This is a genomic window from Ruminococcus sp. YE282 (assembly GCA_900101355.1).
GTDB lineage: Bacteria > Bacillota > Clostridia > Oscillospirales > Acutalibacteraceae > Ruminococcoides > Ruminococcoides bromii_A.
In genome coordinates this window covers 31,617-51,861 of sequence record FMUV01000016.1, presented here as the reverse complement: position 1 = coordinate 51,861, position 20,245 = coordinate 31,617, and the positions used below count along the sequence as shown (strand labels likewise).

Genomic DNA, 20,245 nt, shown 5'->3' with positions numbered 1-20,245 from the left:
ACGGGGCAAATCAGAAAGCCTGATTGCAACCGCAATCCTGTATTCTGTTATTGCTTGAAGGATTATTATTTACACAAAATTTTATGGGTTGCCGCATGGGGCAGGTCATTAAGCCGGGGAGCCGTTTTTCTTTTTGAACTGCAAACCGTACCAATGCGGGAATCTCACTTTCTTTCGCCGCCTGAAACCATTTTGTCCATCCGGCGACTGCTTGTTGGTAATCTGTCAATTCATAAAGTCTGCACATTTCCTCTTTCATGGCATAACAAACAGCAAGGTCGTGATGATCTAGCAGAATAGATTGTAATTGCTCGGTTTTACTGTCGGAGAGTTTATCAGAGTTAGTGAGCAATGACCAGCGCAGCTTCTTGAGTTGGCTGTATTCCTGCTTTTCCGTTTTAGCTTCTTGTTTAAGAGATTTCATAGTTTCCTTGTCGGTATCATCCGAGATATCGGCAAGGATTTCTTTTTCTTTGGCTTTATGCCTGCGAGCTTCATCCAGACGAAGAACACAGAGAACATCTCTGCCAAATTGCGACTGCATATGAAACCGATCATATACAATCTGTGCTTTGGGCAAATGCTTTGTAACAAGCTTGCTGTAAGATGCGTTCATGTCCATCGCTACCGCGATGACTGCCGACAAGGAGTCGGAAGGCACATCTTCAAAAAACTTTTCAAAATCCTTCATCGCTCTGCCCTTTCCGACCCATAAGATATCTCCCTGCTCCAAATCCATCACGCAGGTTGCGTAACTGTGTCCTTTATGGATTGCAAATTCATCAACAGCAAGTATCCTCGGCTTATAGCCTTCCTCTCTTAACATTTCTTCTCTTTTCCAAATCGCCTCGTCCATAATCTCTCGCTGTACTTTGCGAATCGTGTCCCAGTGAATACCGGTCAATTCCTGTATTGCTTTGATGGACATTTTTTGCTGCAAAAAGCCTTTGATCCAGTTTGCAGCTCGGTATGTTATCCGTGTTCCGGGATATTTGAAAGGTATTTCTTCTGTAAATGTTTTGTGGCAACAGTTGCATTGATATCTATGGATAAAGAAGTTCCATATGTGTGTAGTACCTCTCCATATTGGAATATCTTTGAGTTTGACTTGTCCGTTTTCATAAATATATACACTGCCTCCGCAATAAGGGTACCGGACTGTCTGCGTTGACCTTAAGCTCTCCAGAAACAGTACGCTTTTATCTTTTTTAGGACTGATTCCTATATGTGTTCCTTTAAATCCTTGACTTTCAAATTCAACTTTGATATCATCTAAATAGAGCATAGGTTTCTCTCCTCCATTGTTTGTCTCTTCAACTACAATTTTGGAGCTTCCTATGCTCTTTTTCAATATTTACTTTTGATTATCCCACATTTTTCCGTGATGATGGATAAAACTGCAATAGTATTATTAATTAAATACAAATAAAAATCTGAAGCAGGCAGCTGAAATATCGGCTGCCTGCTTCAATTAATATAATTAAATTTACAAAGAGGTATAACGGTTAAGGTGAACAGAACAAATAATAAGTTCCTTGACTTTATATTCCGTTGACTGCTCCATAGCCTGTTTATACAGTTCCAGTTGCTTCTTGTATAACGAAACAAGCTTAGCTATATTCCCTACTCTGTCTGTCTTATAATCGACAATTACAAGTCTTCCGTCTTCAACAAATGCTAAATCTATTGCGCCCTGCATAATAACATATGCATCCGAACTGATATTTGCATAATCTTCAAACGCATCTGAAGCCTTTATTTTCACAGTAAATCTTTCTTCACGATAAATTCTTTCGGACCTTATGATTCTGTCAAACAATTCCGAATGTAAAAGTTCTGACAATTTAACTGAATCAATACACTGTGACTGTTCTTCGTTCAATCTCCCACGAAACATAAGACGTTCTACTTCTGAATTTATATCATCTCTTGCCAACTGAAAATCACAATACTGTAAAAACAAATGATGTGCTGTTCCGCGTTCGACAGAGGAAGCGGCTGAACGGTTTATAAACGTAGGCTTTGTAAGTACCTTATCAAAATAATCTTCATTCTGATTATGTGCAATCTGCGAAGCGCTGACCTTTTGAGGGAGCGACATAATTTCGGCATTTTTATATTTAAAATCTAAGTTTTTCTTCAAAAGGTCACCATAATTAAATTCATCAGAAACTTGTTCAGTCTCCTGAGCTAAGTTCATAACAAAATCAAGCGAATCTTCTGTTCCCATGGTTAAAACATCACTGCGCTTATCTATTATCTCGAATTTCCAATTTGGATATGGTTGCAATAAAGTAACAGGAGTTGCTGAAAAATCAGCTGTTTTTCTCAATTCATACAATGACGGATTAACAAGAGCAGTAAGCATAATCCAATCACAAATTGATTTACAGCGTTCAACCGTATAAGGCTCAATTATCGACTCAAACACTAACTTTGAGTAAAGATTTGAAAGGTACTTTTCAATATTTTTTATTGAAGCAACCATAATAAGTTTTTCTTTTGCTCTTGTCAAAGCCACATATAAGACGCGCAATTCTTCTGCAATTTCATTTTTGGATATTTCAATTTCAACCGCAAGCCTTGGCAAAGTATTGTACCTACAAATTCCCTGTCTGCGCTTTATTCCAAGACCGGCATAGCTGTCAATCAATACATCTGACTTTAGGTCAGTTTTGTTAAACTCATGAGCTGCGTCTGCAATAAAACAAACAGGAAATTCAAGTCCCTTGGATTTGTGTATACTCAAAACTCTTACGCCGTTAAGTGTGATCGGATTGATACTTGACGACGCAGGAACGGCTGTTTTATTGTTAATAAGGTTATCTATGAATGATACAAAGTCTGACAGGGTTTTAAATCCGTTTGCTTCAAAATTACGTGCGTAAACTCTTATAAGATTTAAATTTTGCAAAGGAGACTCCCCGCCTCTTACTGCTGAGGTAACTGCTCCAAGTGCAGTAGTTTCATATATTTTGCCGATAAGCTCATCAACGGTACTTATACATGAATATGCCCTGAGGTCAGCTAATTCTTTGAGAAAATCTTTTGCCTTTTTATCGGTCTTTGAAAATTTGACAAGTGATGTATAAAGATTAGAATGACGGTCATTGCTGCGAATCAATGAGAGTTCATCGGGTGTAAAGCCGTAAAGCGGACTGCACAGTACGGACAAAAGTGGGATATCAAGCGTCGGATTGTCAATTATTCTCAAAATACTCAGCAAAATTTTCACTTCTAATGTCTCAAAGAAGTTTTCTTTTTCTTCACAGTAGGCAGGAATTCCACACTCAGCAAGCACGTTTACGTATTTGTTGGCTTTAGATTTTGTTGAGCGCAAAATCACGGCGAAATCTCCATAAGTTACACTACGCTGAACATCACCGTCTTTGACGGTAAAACCGCTACCCATCATTTTGTGAATTTTATTGGCAATGTGTCTCGCTTCAATCTCTACATAATCTTCATCTTCAAAAGCAGACTTTTCTATAAGTGATATTTCAAAATCACAACTATCACTTTCAGGATATTTTGCACCGGTATTCAGACGTTCGTCTGCTGTGTAGTCCATCCCTGAAACCTGTTTTGTCATAAGTCTGGAAAAGATAAAGTTAACGGTATCGCAAACCTCTTTCCTGCTTCTAAAATTCTTATCAAGAATAATAGTTGCAGGATAAACAGGATTACGTTCATCGAACTTTTTATAACTTTCTTTTCTGTTGATAAAAATTTGTGGTTTTGCCTGACGAAATCCGTATATACTTTGCTTAACATCACCAACAACGAACAGGTTGTTTTCATCATTGCTGGCACAATTAAAGATGAGATTTTGAACATCATTTACATCCTGAAATTCATCAACTATTACCGCATCGTAACGTTCGGAAATTTCATACGCCTGCGGAGTTTTTATGTAACCGCCTTTTTCATCGGGTTTTGCAAGCAATTTTACTGTCAAAAGTTCGACATCGGCAAATGAAAGAATGTTCTTTTTGGATTTTAATAAATCAAACTCTTTTATATATTCTCTTACAAGTTCAAAAAGTACAGCTACAATGCTTTCGAGCTCTGAAAATTCAGCACAAGCTTCTGCCTCGCTCCTGCAAAAATATGAACTTATCTGTTTTATTGTGATTTTAACTTCATCGCGGTTAGAAGAAACGGCAAGTTTGAGCGGATTATCCTTATATCCCCTCGGGGCAGACATTCTGCCAGATTTAAATGAAGATAAGTGCATTACAATATCATCCCAATTTGCGGATAATAATCTTTTACCCAACTCATTTAAAAATACAAGGTCACTCTCAAATAGCTCTATTGCCTTTTCCTTGAGTTTTTGATCGTCGTCAAGGAGCTTAATGGAATTTTCGGTCAAATTAACTGCATGGTTTACCGCAGGAACAGAATAATCTATTATAATTTTTCCCCATATTGAATCGGCAACCGAATGCTCGCCGTAACTGCTGAGCATATCATCAAGCCATTTATTCGGAAACGGCTGTGTAGACAAAAACGTACAAATTTTCAGAACTGTCTCACGCAATTTGGTGTCTCCACCCTTGCTTGAAAATGCATCAAGAAGTGATGAAAATTCTTTGCTTTCAGTCTCATAAAAAGTTTCAAACGACTTGTCAAGTGCTTGATTTCTGAGAATTTCAAGTTCTCCTTCGTCTGCAATTCTAAAATCAGAAGACACACCTGCCGCATGGAAATATTCACGAACAATATTTCCGCAAAAGCTGTCAATAGTTGATATGCTTGCGTTATATAACAATTGTTTTTGCATAAGCAGCCTTGAGTTGTATGGGTCATTTTCAAGCATACTGTTTAACGCTTCAGTGATTCTTTGTCTCATCTCAGCAGCTGCTGCACGGGTAAAGGTTACAATAAGCAATCTGTCAACATCAATAGGATTGTCCTTGCGTGTAATAAGGTTAATTACACGCTCAACCAAAACAGCGGTTTTACCGGAACCGGCGGCAGCTGAAACAAGAACAGAACCGTCGGTTGAATATATTGAATTTAGCTGTTGTTTTGTCCATTCTCTGTTCATTTCAGCACCTCCCCGTCAAGTCCTTTTTCAATCTGCTTAAAAACTTCTTTATTGTCAACATCAAAAGTATTTCTTGCTTCACTCATACGATATGCACAAACGCTGTCATATGGGCAGTATTCACACGCATCGTGCGCTCCCTTTGCTGGAGATGCAGGGATATTGCCTGAATAAAGCTCCTGTCCCATTGAAATTATTGTGGCATCAAGTTTTTTAAAGATTTCTCCAAACTGAGCGATATTTGCAAGGCTTCTGTCTGACATGGGTGTATCAAGTTTAATTTTTACAGGAATATATTTGCCAAGCTCCGACTTATCCATTCCTCGAATCACTTTGACATCATCAAGCAAAATACCGTTCATTTTTAATTTTGTATCAAGTGTTCCTTCTATTTTTTCCGCGGTTGTATTATCATCGGCAGAAATAACGGGAACCGTAGCAGGCATATAAAGAATACCGGCAGGTACAAAATCGCCATATTTTTCTTTTCCGTTCACTTTGAGGGCATAAAGATAAAGAAGCATTTGGAGGTTAAGTCCGTAAAGAATATCCGATAATTTAAAAGTTTTGGTACCGGTTTTGTAGTCAACAATTCTTATATATTTTTCTGCCCCGTTATTCATAACGTCAACTCGGTCTATACTGCCGTATACGGCAATATTTTGACCTGTCGGAAGTTTAATTGTGTATGCGGGTATTTCTGTTCCGATTTTCAGCTCACAATCCGAAACATCAAAATCACTTTGTGATAATTCTTTTATTATATGTTTCATTAAAACTAAAACATTAGTCTGCAAAACGTTGAGTTTATAAAGAAATGATTTACTTTTGGTGTCGGCTCCGCCGAAGTGGCTTTCAATATATGTACCGACAGTCGAATCTATAAAACTTTTAATTTTATCGTCACCAAATGTTGAATATTCTTTTTTGGAATATTTATTAAAAAATTGTTCAAGTAAATAATGCACAAGCGTTCCGTATTCAAGCGGATTAATTTCTGCTTTTCTGCGTTCACGAATGTTGAGCCCGTAGTTACAAAAATATGAAAAATGACAAAGACTGAACTTTTCAATCTGAGAAGCAGAAATATTTAAATTGTCACCGAATAAGAGCTTTGCATTTTCACTGTTTTCTATTTTAAACGGCGAATCATCAAGTGAACGTTCTACTGCTCCGCACTTTGCAGAGTAATACTCATCTTTCTTAAGAATTTCATCTAAACCAAAAAGAGATGATGAACCGCCAGACATTGAACGGGCATATTCTTCAAATGCAGGCGCTTTGGCATACATAGCGTCTTTTCTCGAATCAAAATCGGCACTGTCAAGCATTGGAATGTGCGGAAAAACTTTTTTGATTTCGTCGAATATAACAGACGGAGTATATTGTGTACCGAGCAAATCGACAGCAGGATATGACACAAACAGTTTTTCTGACGGAGAAGTCATACAACAATAAGTCTGAAATGTTTCAAGATTAGCAAGGTCAGAAGAATCTACGGAAAGTTTAATTTCATTTAATGACAGAAGTTTCATTTCATATGATGAAAACAATCCGATTGTCTGCAGAACAGCAGGAAAGTTGCCGTCCGTACAGCCTATCAAAAATGACGCTTTGTTATCGCACAACCTTACTCTCTCCGATGTTGTAACATTAACGCAGTCAAGAGTTTGGGGTATTCGTGAAAACTCAATTGAGGAAATTTGTATTGATAAAAGCTCAAAATATCTTTTTGCGGAAAGCCTCATCTCGGAAGTTATGGCAACAGTTTTATCAAGAGCGTCCATCAAAAAATTCCAAATTCTTATTTGCTCCGCACCAAGTCCTTTTTGGATTCCATTTTCAAGTTTGTCATACATATTGCCAAGGGTCTTTGGTACATCAAATTTACACAGTAAATCATAAAGTTGGGTCGTTATTTCTCTGCCGTTTTTATCCTTTATATTATCTTTAAAATAAAGTAACGATTCAACAATTGATTTTCTTACTTTCTCGGCAACCCTGAGGTTCTTAGTGTCAGATTCTGAAAATTTATCGGAAAAACCTCTCGGATTTTGCTTAAACTCAGATTTAAAAGCAGAACCGTTAATATTCCATATAAAAACATAATTCTCAAATATGCTGATTTCATCGGGAGAATTATTTGTCAGCCCGGTTTTAAGCAGTGACAAAACATCCTCACGCTCAAAATCATCCAGAATTATTCTGAAAACAGAATTTACAAACCTTATAACAGGCTTAACGTCAACAGTCTTATGAACATCCATAAAATACGGAATATCATATTTTTCAAAAACCATATCAAGTATTCCGTTATACGGTAAGGTATCATGACAGATTACCAAAATATCAGAATATTGATAGCCACGATTTATAACCAGGTCTTTTATGCGCTTGGCTACAAAAGCACACTCATCATATGTATTGGAAGCAGAATATAATTTTATATTCTGAGGTTCTATATCACTTTTAGCATATTCATTGCGAAAAATTGAGCTTTCAAGCAAAGCCAATTCATCGTTTTTATATTTTTTTAATTCCGTAAGTTTAATCGGCGTTTTAATATCGACAAAGTCTTGTTTTGCATAATTTTTTAGAATCTTATATGTCTTATTTGACGTTGCAAACAATTCCTCATTGTCATTAGAAAAGACATCAAGTGTGAGCGAAATGCAGATGTATTTACAGCGTGAAATCAAAAGCCTGAGAACCTTTAGCTGCTGAGCCGTAAAGTCACTGAACGAGTCTATGTAAAGATAATAATCTTTCAAAAGCTCATTATTCTCTACAAGAATATTATATAATCGTGTTAAATCATCAAGCGGGTCAATATAACTTTGTGAAACAACTGCATCGTACGTATCAAGAATAAGTGCAGCATCAGAAAGTTTTGATTTTAATGTATTATCAGTAATAAAGTTTGAAACATTTCTCAGCATTTCAGGAGAAATGTTATTTTTCTTGCAATCTGATAACGTACCAAGCATTAACGAAGTGTTGCTTTTGGAATTTTTGGAATTAAGTACAGTCAGTTTTTCAGACAGCTGTTCAAGTGCAATATTCATTACTACCGCACGTGTTCCTTTATCAATTACATTTTTGGGATTGTGGGAAGTCAATTCAAAAATATAATTACAAAAACGTGAAAATCCAAACACTTTAACATTTCTAGACTTTCTCGCGCCAAGAATATCAAGAAACGCTTTTTCCGTTTCAAAAGTTATTTGGTCGGGAACAAGCGTTATTATATTTTCATTTTTGCTTTCGGCAAGTTTCTTTATTGAATTGTAAATATATGTGGTTTTGCCCACTCCGTTTTTTCCGAGAATAAATTGAAGCATATTCCCTCCGAAATTTGTGTTAAATCAGTTTTTAAAATTTATATAATTTATATAATTATTATATAATAACATGTGCGTCAAAAACAGGACTTTGGTTTTTGTGATTATTTTAGCATAGAGATTAAATAGTAACAATGCGTTCAAAATCAAATTTGCTTTTGATTTTCAAAGGAAGAGCAAAATTGTTCAAACAATTCTACAATTTTGAATTTATACTGATACTGTTCGTTTTTTACAATATCATACTGCTTTTGGTCAAAAACCTCACGAGCCTTTGAATCTTTTTCGCTCTCGCTTGAAATGCAAATTGACGGGTACATTACACACCACCAATTATGACCCTTTCCTTCACCTATTGTTATTCGAAGGGCATCGTACATTCCCGACGGAAGAGTGTAATTATCGTAGTACCTTGTAGAAAAATACATATTCGTTATTTCAGCCTTTACCGAATAATCAAATCCGTTATTTAATACTTCCGCATATGCCACATCAGCTATGCTTTGAAGATTTTCAGAAATTACTTTTTCCGCCTCTTCCTTGGATTTTGCACTTTCAAAAAGAGACTGAGTAAAACAAAGAACCTTATCTCTGACTTTCAGTTTCAAATTTTGGTCAAAATCCGAATCTGAATTTGCAAGGATGTGCAATCTGAAAACCTCATCCGAAATTTGTGAACACTCAGACTGGAACGGTATCATTGAATAAATAACTGCAAGCACAAATGCTATGCAGGCTGATTTAATAAATATTTTCATAAAAATAACCTGTCCTCTCTTGGAAAAGATTATGGGCAGGTTATTTTGATATTATACAACAAAGCAGCCTTTTTTTGCAGGCTTGCATAAAAATGTTTCTTTATATATTGATTTTAAGGCTTCAACGCATTTTTTTGCCTTTCTATCAGATGTAAAAACAGCAAAAACTGCCGAACCGGAACCCGACATTCCTGCACCTCTTGCACCTGATTTAAGCATAATACGTTTAATGTCCGCAACTTCGGGAATTTGCAGTGCAAGTTCAAAGTCGTTAAATATAGTTGTTGAAATCAAGAACATATCACGGCTGAAAAGTGCCTTAATCATCTCATCTGTGTATGACGGATGGGGATTCAGCGCATCAACCTTTTTATAAGCTTCCGCAGTTGACACACTTACATTGTCAGGCTTACAAATAACAATTGAATAACAATTAAAAGACGGCATCTTTTTTAACACGGTTCCTATTCCTGTTGCAAGCATAGTACCGCCTTCAAGGCAAAACGGAACATCCGCTCCGACTCTTTCGGCAATTGCGTGCATCTCTGCAGGCTTGAGCATTGAATCAAAAAGGACATTAAGTCCAAGTATTACGGCAGCTCCGTCACTGCTTCCGCCGGCAAGACCTGCCTGTGCAGGAATAGTTTTGTTAATATCAATATGAACACCTTTAACATCTGTTTTGCAGTAATCAAAAAAACGATAGGCAGCTTTGGCACATATATTACTGTCATCGCAAGGTATTCCGTCATAGTTACAGGATACGGTTACCGCTCCGCTGTCATTATCTTCAAGAGTGATTATATCGTAAAGGTCAACAGCCTGCATTATTGTTGAAATATCGTGATATCCGTCAGTGCGCTTTCCTACAACATCAAGTGTAAGATTAATTTTTGCCGGGGCTTTTACCTCAACCTTCATTGTTTAGCTCCTTCAAAAACTCTCTTATGCGTTCAAGAGCTATTTTTAGATGTTTTAGCGAGTAAGAATATGAAACACGTACAAAGCCCTCTCCGCATTTTCCAAATGCAGTTCCCGGAATAACGGCAACATGCTTGTCCATAATCAGCTTTGTACAAAATTCTTCAGATGTAAGTCCGGTACTTTTTATGCAAGGAAATACATAGAACGCACCAAGAGGCTCAAAGCATGAAAGACCCATTGCGTTAAAACCGTCAACCACAAGCCTGCGACGCATATCATATTCATCACGCATCTTATTTATATCACGGTCACCGTTTTTTAGTGCCTCAATAGCGGCATACTGAGCTGTTGTAGGAGCCGACATTATACCGTACTGGTGCAACTTTGTCATCTGGGCAATTATAGGAGCAGGACCGAGTGCATATCCAAGTCGCCAACCGGTCATTGCATATGACTTTGAAAAGCCATTTATTACTACGGTTCGCTCGTACATTCCGTCAATTGAAGAAATTGATGTATGAGTGTTGCCTCCGTATGTAAGCTCGGAATATATTTCATCAGACAACACAAGCAAATCGTGTTTTTTGATAACCTCTGCTATTTCTTCTAAATTCTCTTTAGCCATTATTGCACCTGTCGGATTGTTTGGATAAGGCAGAACCAAAAGTTTAGATTTTGGCGTTATTGCGGCTTCAAGATCTTTTGCTTTAAGGCGAAAACTATCTTCATTCTTTGTTTTTATAATTACAGGTTTTCCGCCTGCCATTACTGTAAGCGGTTCATAACAGACAAATGAGGGCTCAGGAATAATTACTTCTTCTCCCTCATTTACAAGCGTACGAAGAGCAAGGTCAATTGCTTCACTGCCGCCGACAGTTACAAGAATCTGCTTGTCAGCTTCATATTTTACACCGAACTTGCGCTCAAAATAATCTGAAATTCCGTTAAGAAGCTCAGAAAAGCCTCGATTCGGAGAATACCATGTTTTGCCCTTTTCAAGGCTTCTTATGCCCTCGTCACGAATATGCCACGGGGTTTGAAAGTCAGGTTCGCCAATACTCAGTGAAATAACGTCGTCCATCTCATTTGCAATATCAAAAAAACGACGTATGCCTGACGGAGGAATTGTTTTTATGCTGTTGTTAATGTAATTGTCATAATTCATCAGAGAATTAAGCTCCTCTCGTCAACCTGGTTATCGGAATTAATCAAATTCATTCCTCTGTCCTTATAACGGCGCATAATAAAGTGTGTTCCTGTTGAAAGCACACCGTCAATAGTTGAAAGTTTTTTGGCAACAAACATAGCTATATCCTGCATTGTTTCGCCCTTAACAATAAGAGCAAAATCATAAACACCTGCCATAAGATAAACGGATTCAACCTCGTCAAATGCCATACACATTTCAGCCATTTCATCAAAGCCTGTTTCTTTTTTAGGAGTTACTCTTAACTCAATAAGTGCTTCAACAAAGTTGTCGTCCAAACCGTCCCAATTTACAACAGCCTGATAACCCTTGATTATTCCTTTATTTTCATATTCTTTTATTTGTGCTTTTATGTAGTCCTCAGGCTCTCCGAGCATAGAGGCAATTTCGGATGTAGTAAATCCGGAGTTTGTACTTAAAAGCTGTAATAGTTTATCCATATATAATTCCTCCTGTTTTTCAGATATTATACTGCCTGTACGGCAAAATTGTCAACAGTATTAATAAGACTTACACATATTGACGTTGCTATGCAGTATAGTTCGTTTGAACTGTCTGTAATTGTCAGCTCATAAGAACCTCCGCAATTTTTCTGTGACAAAATGACCGAATTATCAACGTCAATGATACTGAAATTTTTTGTAATAACCTCGCCTTTGATGTGCCAGTTATTTCCGTAAAAATAAGAATGTATTCCTTTTTGCGTCAGAACGGTTACAAAAGTCACATGAGATTTTCCAACCTTAAAAACGAAGGTCTTGGTTCCGACAATCGGCAGTTGACGAATTTTTGCTATAACGTTATTTTGTGTATCCTTTAAAACAATGGTAACATTTGATTTTGGTTTCATTTTTTGAAACGAAGCATAATACTTAGGGTTTCCAAGTTCATCATAGACGGTATATATAGCCTTTGATGCGGAATCATCTCTCTTTATAAAAAGCTTCATATATATCACCGAAAGTTAATTTTCTTGATTATCTAATTCATTTAGCCAAACATTTACAGATGCGTCGCTCGGCATTCGCCAGTCGGAACGTGGAGAAAGCGTAACAGAACCCACCTTTGGTCCGTCAGGCAAACAAGAACGCTTAAATTGCTGAGCAAAAAACCTTTTTACAAAAACAGTAAGCCACTTTTTTATTGTAGCATTGTCATACTTGCCCGAAAAAGAAAGCTTTGCCATATAATATATTTTACTCGGAGTAAACCCACAGCGTACCAAATAGTAAAGGAAATAATCGTGGAGCTCATACGGACCTACAACGTCTTCTGTTTTCTGGGCAATCTCACCATTATTATCCGGAGGCAGTAACTCCGGACTTACAGGCGTATTTAAAACATCAAGCAAAACGGATTTTAACGGTTCATCGGATTTATCTGCCTCATAAGCTGTAAGATAACGCACAAGGGTTTTGGGAATTGATGCATTAACGGCATACATACTCATATGGTCTCCGTTATATGTTGCCCAACCAAGTGCAAGCTCGGATAAATCACCTGTACCGATTACAAGCGCACCGTACTTATTTGACAAATCCATAAGCACCTGAGTTCTCTCTCTTGCCTGTGAATTTTCATACGTTATATCAGTTAATTTCTCATCGTGATTGATGTCTTTAAAATGCTGCCTGACAGAAAGGGTAATATTAATATCTTCAAAGGATGTTCCGTACGCCTGCGCAAGTTTTTCTGCATTGGATTTTGTTCGTCCTGTTGTTCCAAAACAGGGCATTGTTATTGTATGAATATTTTTTCTGTCTATACCAAGAGCGTCAAAAGCATGTACACATACAATAAGAGCAAGAGTGCTGTCAAGTCCGCCCGACAAACCAAGCATAACATTTTTTATGCCTGTATGGGCAAGACGGGTAGCCAATCCGGTTGACTGAATTGTGATAATTTCTTCGCATCTACTCTCAAGGTCGCCTGCGCTTGACGGAACAAACGGTGTTTGAGAAAATTTTCTTTCCAGATTAACGGCTCTTTTTGCCATTGCAAATTTTTTAATCACATATTTACCGTTAAATGTATTGCAAAAAGTCGTGGAACGTCTTCGTTCATATTGCAGCCTTTCAACATCAATATCTCCGTATATAATCCCCTGCGTAAATCTTTTGCTTTCAGAAAGAATTGACGCATTTTCGGAAATTATGTTATGTCCGGAAAATACCATATCGGTGGTACTTTCTCCAAAACCCGAGTCACAGTAAATGTATGCGCAGTACAATTTTCCGCTTTGCATTCTTACAAGTTCGTGTCTAAACTGCGCCTTGCCAATCAAATCATCAGATGATGAAAGATTGCATATAACGGTTGCACCGTTCAGTGCCAGCTCAACTGACGGAGATGAGACTACCCACAAATCTTCACATATTTCAATTCCGAATTTAAAATCCGGCATATCTGCACATTCAAAAATTTGATAAGGTGATAACAAAATATTTTCTGAATCTGCATAATCAATGTAAACAGAAACATCCTTACCGCTTGCAAAATGACGAACCTCATAAAACTCGCCGTAATTCGGAATGTTCACCTTGGGAACAATTCCAAGAATTTCACCTTTATAGATAACAACCGCACAGTTATAAAGTGACTGCATAACAGCAATCGGCGCACCAATTACAATTACAGTGTCAAGAGACTTTGATGACTCTTGCACTTTACGCACTGCGTTTTCAGCTGATTTTAACAAAGCTGTTTGCAGAAAAAGGTCCGAACAGGTATAGCCCGTTACGCAAAGTTCAGGAAAAACAACAATTTCCGCACCATTATTACATGCCTCTGATACAAAATCAATTATCTGATTTGCATTATAATTACAGTCGGCAACACGGATTTTAGGGGTTGCCGCCGCAGCTTTTACAAAGCCGTATTTCATCTTCTCACCCTTTATAAAATAATAACCACAGGTAAGATATACCTATGGTTATTATACAACATTACATATAATTATACAAGCACTTAGCCGATTTTAAATCGGAGCACGCTCTGCTTTGGTTGCAAGAAGCAGAGCGTGCGATAGATTGCAAGGGTAAAAGGAGCGTTAGCTCCTCGGGCTTTCGGTGGGAGATTATAACTCCGTCGAAAGCCCGGATATTCCCCCGACGCCTAAGAGGCGGGGAATATCTGCACTATGTTATATTTATCACAGCAATGTGCGGGTAAGTCTGTCTCTGTGGAATAAATATTGAGTTTCAAGCATAGGCTCAAAGCCTGCAATATAACAGCTTGTGTATCCCATCATAAGCCAAAACCACATTACCATAAACGATATGTCGTAGAGCAAAGCCTTTTCAAAAAGCGAATAAAACAAATACGCAAACAAGAACGAGAACAAACAGGGATAGACATCATTTCTGAAAACTTTATCTATTCGTAAGAACAAATGCTGAGCAGCGTGCTTTGCAAACCTGAATCCGAAAACACCAAACAGACTGAATCCGATTATACCAGTTGACACAAGAATAGTTAAAAATCCATTGTGTAAATCACTGTTATGATAAGAAAATTTTAGCGTTCCGTTTAAATATTCGCCGCTGTAAAAGATGATATTGCCGTTAGAAATACCGATTAACGGAGAAATTTTAAACAAATCAATAGATTCTTTCCATAATTTAAAACGACCGCTGTCAATATTCTTGTTTTGATGGTCAAAAGTGACCGCTTTACTTGTTTCTTGTTTTGAAGAATTATTTTCTTTTTCAGAAATAATTTCATCATCATCAAACAAAATATCAATCATAGCATTTGTTTTTGACGTTACAACAGAGAAACCGGCTTTAAATATTGACCTGAACATCAATGAAGAACCAATTATAAAGCAAGCTATTAAAATTAAAGACACTATCTTTAAAACAACCTTTGAAGCGGTAAGCCCGAGCTTATCGGCAAAGAATATATATGTTATATATACAATGGCATATCCTATCATAAGCACAAAAGACGCGTTTGAATCACACAAAACAAGCGAAAAAACATTTGTAACTATGCAAATTGCAAGCCATACCCGGTTTATACTCGGCTTGTTTATATTGCTCAGGAAGCTGCATTTTGAAAGCATATGGCAGCAAACTATTGCAACAACCGAACAAAAGCCGAGAAGATTGGGATTTACAAACACACCGGTAAAACGATTTTCGTAAATAGGAAATTTTACCCATACCCACGAAAAGCTAATACCAAACATAAGACAAAACATTCCAAAAATGTTAGCTATCGTTGTAATATAAATAATCAGTTTTGCAATAAAATACAGTTCTTTTCTAAAATCAAAGTCAGGCTCGGTGTGCGCTCCGTAAAAAACAAAAAAACAAATTAGCACATGCAAAAGCATCAACAAGCTGTAAAATAAAGTAATGGAATAATTAAATAAAATTGTGACAAGTGATACTACCAAAAATGCGCCAATCCACAAACCAAATCGAAGTTTAAAAAAGGTATTATATCTGCGCTGATTTAAAATCACAAGTCGAACACCCCACAGAAAAAGCGGCACAAGAAAAACATACGCAGGAATTTGAAGAAAAGAAACGTTGCAAAAAAACAAATCAATAATGTAAAGCGTTCTGAACAGCGAAGTATCTTTTAATTTTTCTTTAAAAGCAACCATTTTTACCTCTCAAATGCGTAATTGTAACAATGTTCATTTAATAATTTAACAAAATACATCTTTAACTGTTTTAAACATTAACTTAATATCGGAAAAAAAGCCAAAATTTTTAGTATACTGCAAATTATACTTCATTTTCTCAGGTAAAATTTCATTAATGTATACATAGTCAGCGTCTTTGCTTGAGCTTAAAAGTTTTTCCTCGTCTTTGTACATAATAGAAGCAAGCGAGGTTATTCCTGCAGGAATAAGCAATGTGGCATAATACTCGGGTTTATACTCGTTTACATATTTTGGCACTTCCGGGCGAGTGCCGACAATTGACATACTGCCTGAAAGCACATTAAAAACCTGAGGAAGCTCATCAAGACGGTATTTACGCAAAAAACGTCCAATATTTGTAACACGAGAATCACTGTCAGTAGTTACCAATGTGCCGATTTTGTCAGCGTTTTGTACCATTGTACGAAACTTTAATATTTTAAATATCTTGCCATAAGTCGTAACCCTTTCCTGTCTGTAAAAGACAGGACCCTCAGAAGTAAGTTTTACGGCAAAAGCAATTATTATTATCGGAATAATAAGTAAAATTAGCAATATAAATGAAACTACAATATCAAAGGCGCGCTTTAAAATAAGGCTGCCGTTCTTGTGGCTGAGGATATTATAATATTCCTTTACTTCATCACACCTGAACTGCGGCGGAAGTTTAGAAAATGACTTCATAAAACAACTCCTAAATTCACACAATTACAGATAATTATATCCTTTTTAACTTTTGTTTTCAACAAATATGTCAAAACATTCATAATTTACGGCATAACGTAAAAACCGACGGTATGCAGCCGTCGGTTTTTATGTAATTTTATGGAGTGATCCAAACACATGAAGTTTTTTAGTTAAAACGAAATTCAATCTTTAAAAAGTAATTATTGAATTTCTATGGATATATAGTATCACAGTTTTTGTGTAATGTCAACACATTTTTGGTAAAATATTCAAAAATTATAGATTTGTTTTTAAGTGTATAAATACTTGACTTCGAGGCTAAAAAAATGTAAAATTAAATGCGTAAGGAAGTTGTGTTATGAATAACGAGTTTTCACCTGATTTGGTTTCACTGTTAACCGATGACGGTAAAGAAATTGAATTTGAGATTCTCGATACTGTTGATTACGGAGAAAGTACTTATTACGTCCTGTCGCATCATTTTGATAATCCAAGTGATGCGCTTAACAGAGCTTTTGAGTACTATATATTTGAGGTTGTCAACGACGACGGTGAAGAAAAGCTGATTGAGGTTGAAGACGAGCACACAGCTCAAGAAGTTTATAAAATATTTGAGGAACGATACAATAATTTGCTTTTTGAAAATTGTGAGTAGATTTGCTTCGACTTCATATAATAAATTAGACATCGTTAATAATATAATTTAAAAATTAAAATTCCTGCCCGATACGTGTATGATTTTAAAATAACCCTACAACACTTAAATCGGGAGCCTGGCTCTTTGAGCGGTGTGCAGACCTCCCAGTTTGGAAGAAGGGAGCCTGAAGCTCAAAGGAGGGCACCCACCTGCTTTTTTGTAGGCAGGTTATTATTTAAATCTTACGGTCGGGCGGGTTTTATGTTTTTTATACATAGGAGAAAATTATGGATGTTTCAGTTTTAGGCTGCGGAAGATGGGGCAGCTGTATTGCCTGGTATCTTGATAAAATCGGTCACAATGTGTTAAGTTGCGGTCTTAAGGACGCACCCGAATTTATACAGCTTGAAAAGTATCATAAGAATGACTACTTGACCTTTCCCGACAGCATTGAAGTTTCATCAGACCTTGAAAAAGCTGTTAAAAGAGCTGAGGTAATCGTTATTTCTATATCTTCTCAATATCTTCGTTCATATTTTGAGGATATTTCTAAATATAATCTTGACGGAAAAATCATCGTGCTTTGTATGAAAGGCGTTGAGGCAACAACAGGCAAAAGATTGAGCGAAGTAGTCGGAGATTTTGTCGATGAAAGCAAAACGCCCGTTGCAGTATGGGTTGGTCCAGGACATCCGCAGGACTATGTAAAAGGTATTCCAAACTGTATGGTTATTGACAGTAATAATCAAGAAGTAAAAGAAAAACTTGTAAATGAATTTACAAGTGAGCTTATACGATTCTATCTTGGAACAGACTTGATAGGCAGTGAAATAGGCGCAGCCGCAAAAAATGTAATCGGAATTGCGGCGGGTATTCTTGACGGACTTAATTACACATCATTAAAAGGTGCTCTTATGGCAAGGGGTACAAGAGAAATTTCGAGACTTATAAAGGCTCTTGGCGGAAATGAAATGAGCGCATACGGCCTTTGCCACCTTGGAGATTATGAGGCAACCCTATTTTCACAATGGAGTCACAACAGAAAGTTCGGAGAAGAATATGTTAAAGGCAACACCTTCAACAAACTTGCCGAAGGTGTGATGACTTCAAAGGCTCTTTACAAGCTTGGCAAAGAAAATAATGTAGAATTGCCCATTGTAGAAAGCATATATAATGTTTTGTTTAATGATATGGACGTTAAGGAAGCAATCGGAAAATTGTTTTTACGTTCGGTAAAAAAAGAATTTTAATACATACTTGGGAGTGTTTTTATGAACAGTAAGTCTAAAAACAGGGGTAACTCAAAAACTCCTAATAAAAAAAGCTCATTAAGCACGGTTAGTACCATTAATAATCAAAGCAAATTTGAGAGTTTTATTGTAAATATCATTGCATTTCTTACAATGTTTGCGTTTGGTTACATTGCAATTATGAGCTTTATTCAGACAAGCGTTTTTGATGTTAGCAAATATTCGTCTGAGGTAGTCTTGTATCAAACAGACAACATAATTTTGAATATTGCTTTCACCGCATTGTTTGTATTCTTATTGTTCAAATTAAAGCGGTATTTCAATTTTTTTGCAAAAGTAAATATGAAATATATGGAAATTGCAATTGTTGCGTTTCCGATAATTATAGGTCTAATTTGGATTTTGTCTGTCACCTCGGTACCGGGTGCCGACAGTTACAGCCTTTTTGAAGCCGCAACAAGAGCGGCAAAAGGCGATTACAGTGCAATGCAAAACGTCACTGACTTTTATAATAAGGATTTCTATAAAGGTTATTCATACTTTAACTATTATCCGTTTCAACTTGGCTTTGTGTTATTCAGTGAAGTAATTTACAGAATCTTCGGTACCACAAGCTCAATGCCGATTCAGGTTATCAACGTTTTATGTGTCGGTATTGCATATCTCGGTATAGCAAAAATAACAAAATATCTGTTTAAAAGACGCTCAATAGAATTTATTGCAATTTTGCTCCTTGCAGGATTTATCCAGCCCGTTTTGCTTTGTACTTTTGTATACGGCAATATAATCGGAATGTGCTGCGCCGTTTGGGCAAGTTTCTTCTTAATCAGATATTTTCAGACTTCTAAATACACAATGTTGATACCAAGCGGACTTCTTTTGATATTTGCCGTGCTTGTGAAGTACAACAATATGATATATGTTATTGCCTTTGCAATCATTCTTATTGTACACACAATAAAGGCTAAAAAATGGCAAAGTATTGCATTTGCGCTTGCAATTTGCATTGCTTCGTTAGGTTCGATTCAGCTTGTTATTATGTCTTATGAATCAAGAGCAAACAATGAATTTTCAAGCGGAGTTTCACAGGTTTTGTACCTTGATTTGGGGCTTTCCGATTCATATATGGCACCCGGTTGGTACACAACAATTGCTAAAGATACATACGCTAACAACAGCTTTAATGACAAAGCTGCAAATGCTCAGGCTTGGAATGATATAAATCAAAAACTTAAGAAATTTGGCAATAACGCTTCATATACAATTGACTTTTTCGGCAAAAAGATTCTTAGTCAGTGGAATGAACCTACATTTGAAAGCATATGGATAAGCAAAGTTAAACAACATACCACCGATATTAATGCTATCGGAAAAAGCGTATATGACGGCAGCTTAGGACAATTGTTTGAGCTTCATTTTAATTTCTATATTCAAATTCTATATTCGCTTTTTGCTATTGGATTATGTCTGCTTATAATAAGGAAATCTACAAACTTATGCACAATATTGCTGCCTCTTGTAATTTTGGGCGGATTTGGATATCACCTGTTGTTTGAAGGAAAATCGCAGTATGTTTTGACATACATTCCGCTTATGATACCGACAGCGGCATACGCAATGAACAGTATTTTGGAGGGAAAATATACTACTCTTCATAAATATATTGATAAACTAAAACAGATACCTGAAAACAAACAGGCATAAAACAACGGGATGGTTACTTTCCATCCC

At 36.6% G+C, this 20,245-nt stretch carries 14 protein-coding genes and 1 other RNA gene; 4 read left to right on the top strand and 11 right to left on the bottom strand.

Going from position 1 to position 20,245, the window contains the following annotated elements:
- Positions 1-10 precede the first annotated feature (10 nt).
- The 11 genes from BLP46_RS06945 to BLP46_RS06895 form a co-directional block, all read right to left on the bottom strand.
- Complete coding sequence (locus tag BLP46_RS06945; protein WP_092977586.1) at positions 11-1,285, bottom strand: ISL3 family transposase; 1,275 nt, start codon at positions 1,283-1,285, stop codon at positions 11-13.
- 201 nt (positions 1,286-1,486) lie between these two features.
- On the bottom strand, positions 1,487-5,053 hold the full coding sequence (gene addA / locus BLP46_RS06940; protein WP_092977584.1) for a helicase-exonuclease AddAB subunit AddA: 3,567 nt from the start codon (positions 5,051-5,053) through the stop codon (positions 1,487-1,489).
- Complete coding sequence (locus BLP46_RS06935) at positions 5,050-8,394, bottom strand: PD-(D/E)XK nuclease family protein (protein WP_092977582.1); 3,345 nt, start codon at positions 8,392-8,394, stop codon at positions 5,050-5,052. The genes addA and BLP46_RS06935 overlap by 4 nt, the downstream gene beginning before the upstream one ends.
- Positions 8,395-8,540: 146 nt before the next feature.
- Positions 8,541-9,152 (bottom strand): stage II sporulation protein R, encoded by a 612-nt coding sequence (gene spoIIR / locus BLP46_RS06930; protein WP_092977580.1) that lies wholly within the window; start codon positions 9,150-9,152, stop codon positions 8,541-8,543.
- A 51-nt stretch (positions 9,153-9,203) separates the two neighbouring features.
- Positions 9,204-10,073 carry a 4-(cytidine 5'-diphospho)-2-C-methyl-D-erythritol kinase gene (ispE, locus tag BLP46_RS06925; RefSeq protein WP_092977578.1) on the bottom strand — a complete coding sequence of 290 codons (870 nt, stop codon included), beginning with the start codon at positions 10,071-10,073 and terminating at the stop codon, positions 9,204-9,206.
- The gene (locus BLP46_RS06920) at positions 10,063-11,241 is read right to left on the bottom strand and encodes an aminotransferase class I/II-fold pyridoxal phosphate-dependent enzyme (protein WP_092977576.1); all 1,179 of its coding nucleotides are present in this window, start codon (positions 11,239-11,241) and stop codon (positions 10,063-10,065) included. Before BLP46_RS06920 ends, ispE begins: the two co-directional genes overlap by 11 nt.
- Positions 11,241-11,723 (bottom strand): Lrp/AsnC family transcriptional regulator, encoded by a 483-nt coding sequence (locus tag BLP46_RS06915; protein ID WP_092977574.1) that lies wholly within the window; start codon positions 11,721-11,723, stop codon positions 11,241-11,243. Before BLP46_RS06915 ends, BLP46_RS06920 begins: the two co-directional genes overlap by 1 nt.
- Before the next feature lie 26 nt (positions 11,724-11,749).
- A complete protein-coding gene (locus BLP46_RS06910; protein WP_092977572.1) occupies positions 11,750-12,232 on the bottom strand; it encodes an LURP-one-related family protein in 483 nt (160 codons plus the stop codon).
- Between the two features lie 15 nt (positions 12,233-12,247).
- Positions 12,248-14,167 (bottom strand): NAD(+) synthase, encoded by a 1,920-nt coding sequence (locus BLP46_RS06905; protein WP_092977570.1) that lies wholly within the window; start codon positions 14,165-14,167, stop codon positions 12,248-12,250.
- Positions 14,168-14,434: 267 nt separating this feature from the next.
- Entirely contained in the window at positions 14,435-15,898 is a 1,464-nt protein-coding gene (locus BLP46_RS06900) for an O-antigen ligase family protein (RefSeq protein ID WP_092977568.1), read from the bottom strand.
- 45 nt (positions 15,899-15,943) lie between these two features.
- Positions 15,944-16,624, bottom strand: a complete 681-nt coding sequence (locus tag BLP46_RS06895; protein ID WP_092977566.1) for a sugar transferase — start codon at positions 16,622-16,624, stop codon at positions 15,944-15,946.
- Between the two features lie 361 nt (positions 16,625-16,985).
- Here BLP46_RS06895 and BLP46_RS06890 point away from each other — a divergent pair, with 361 nt between their 5' ends.
- From BLP46_RS06890 to BLP46_RS06875, 4 genes are all read left to right on the top strand, one after another.
- On the top strand, positions 16,986-17,282 hold the full coding sequence (locus BLP46_RS06890) for a DUF1292 domain-containing protein (RefSeq protein ID WP_092977564.1): 297 nt from the start codon (positions 16,986-16,988) through the stop codon (positions 17,280-17,282).
- A 58-nt stretch (positions 17,283-17,340) separates the two neighbouring features.
- Positions 17,341-17,527, top strand: a non-coding RNA gene (gene ssrS / locus BLP46_RS06885) — 6S RNA.
- 24 nt (positions 17,528-17,551) lie between these two features.
- On the top strand, positions 17,552-18,514 hold the full coding sequence (locus BLP46_RS06880; protein WP_092977562.1) for an NAD(P)H-dependent glycerol-3-phosphate dehydrogenase: 963 nt from the start codon (positions 17,552-17,554) through the stop codon (positions 18,512-18,514).
- Positions 18,515-18,535: 21 nt separating this feature from the next.
- Positions 18,536-20,218: a glycosyltransferase family 39 protein gene (locus BLP46_RS06875; protein WP_092977560.1), complete on the top strand. Its 1,683-nt coding sequence runs from the start codon at positions 18,536-18,538 to the stop codon at positions 20,216-20,218.
- Positions 20,219-20,245: the final 27 nt, after the last annotated feature.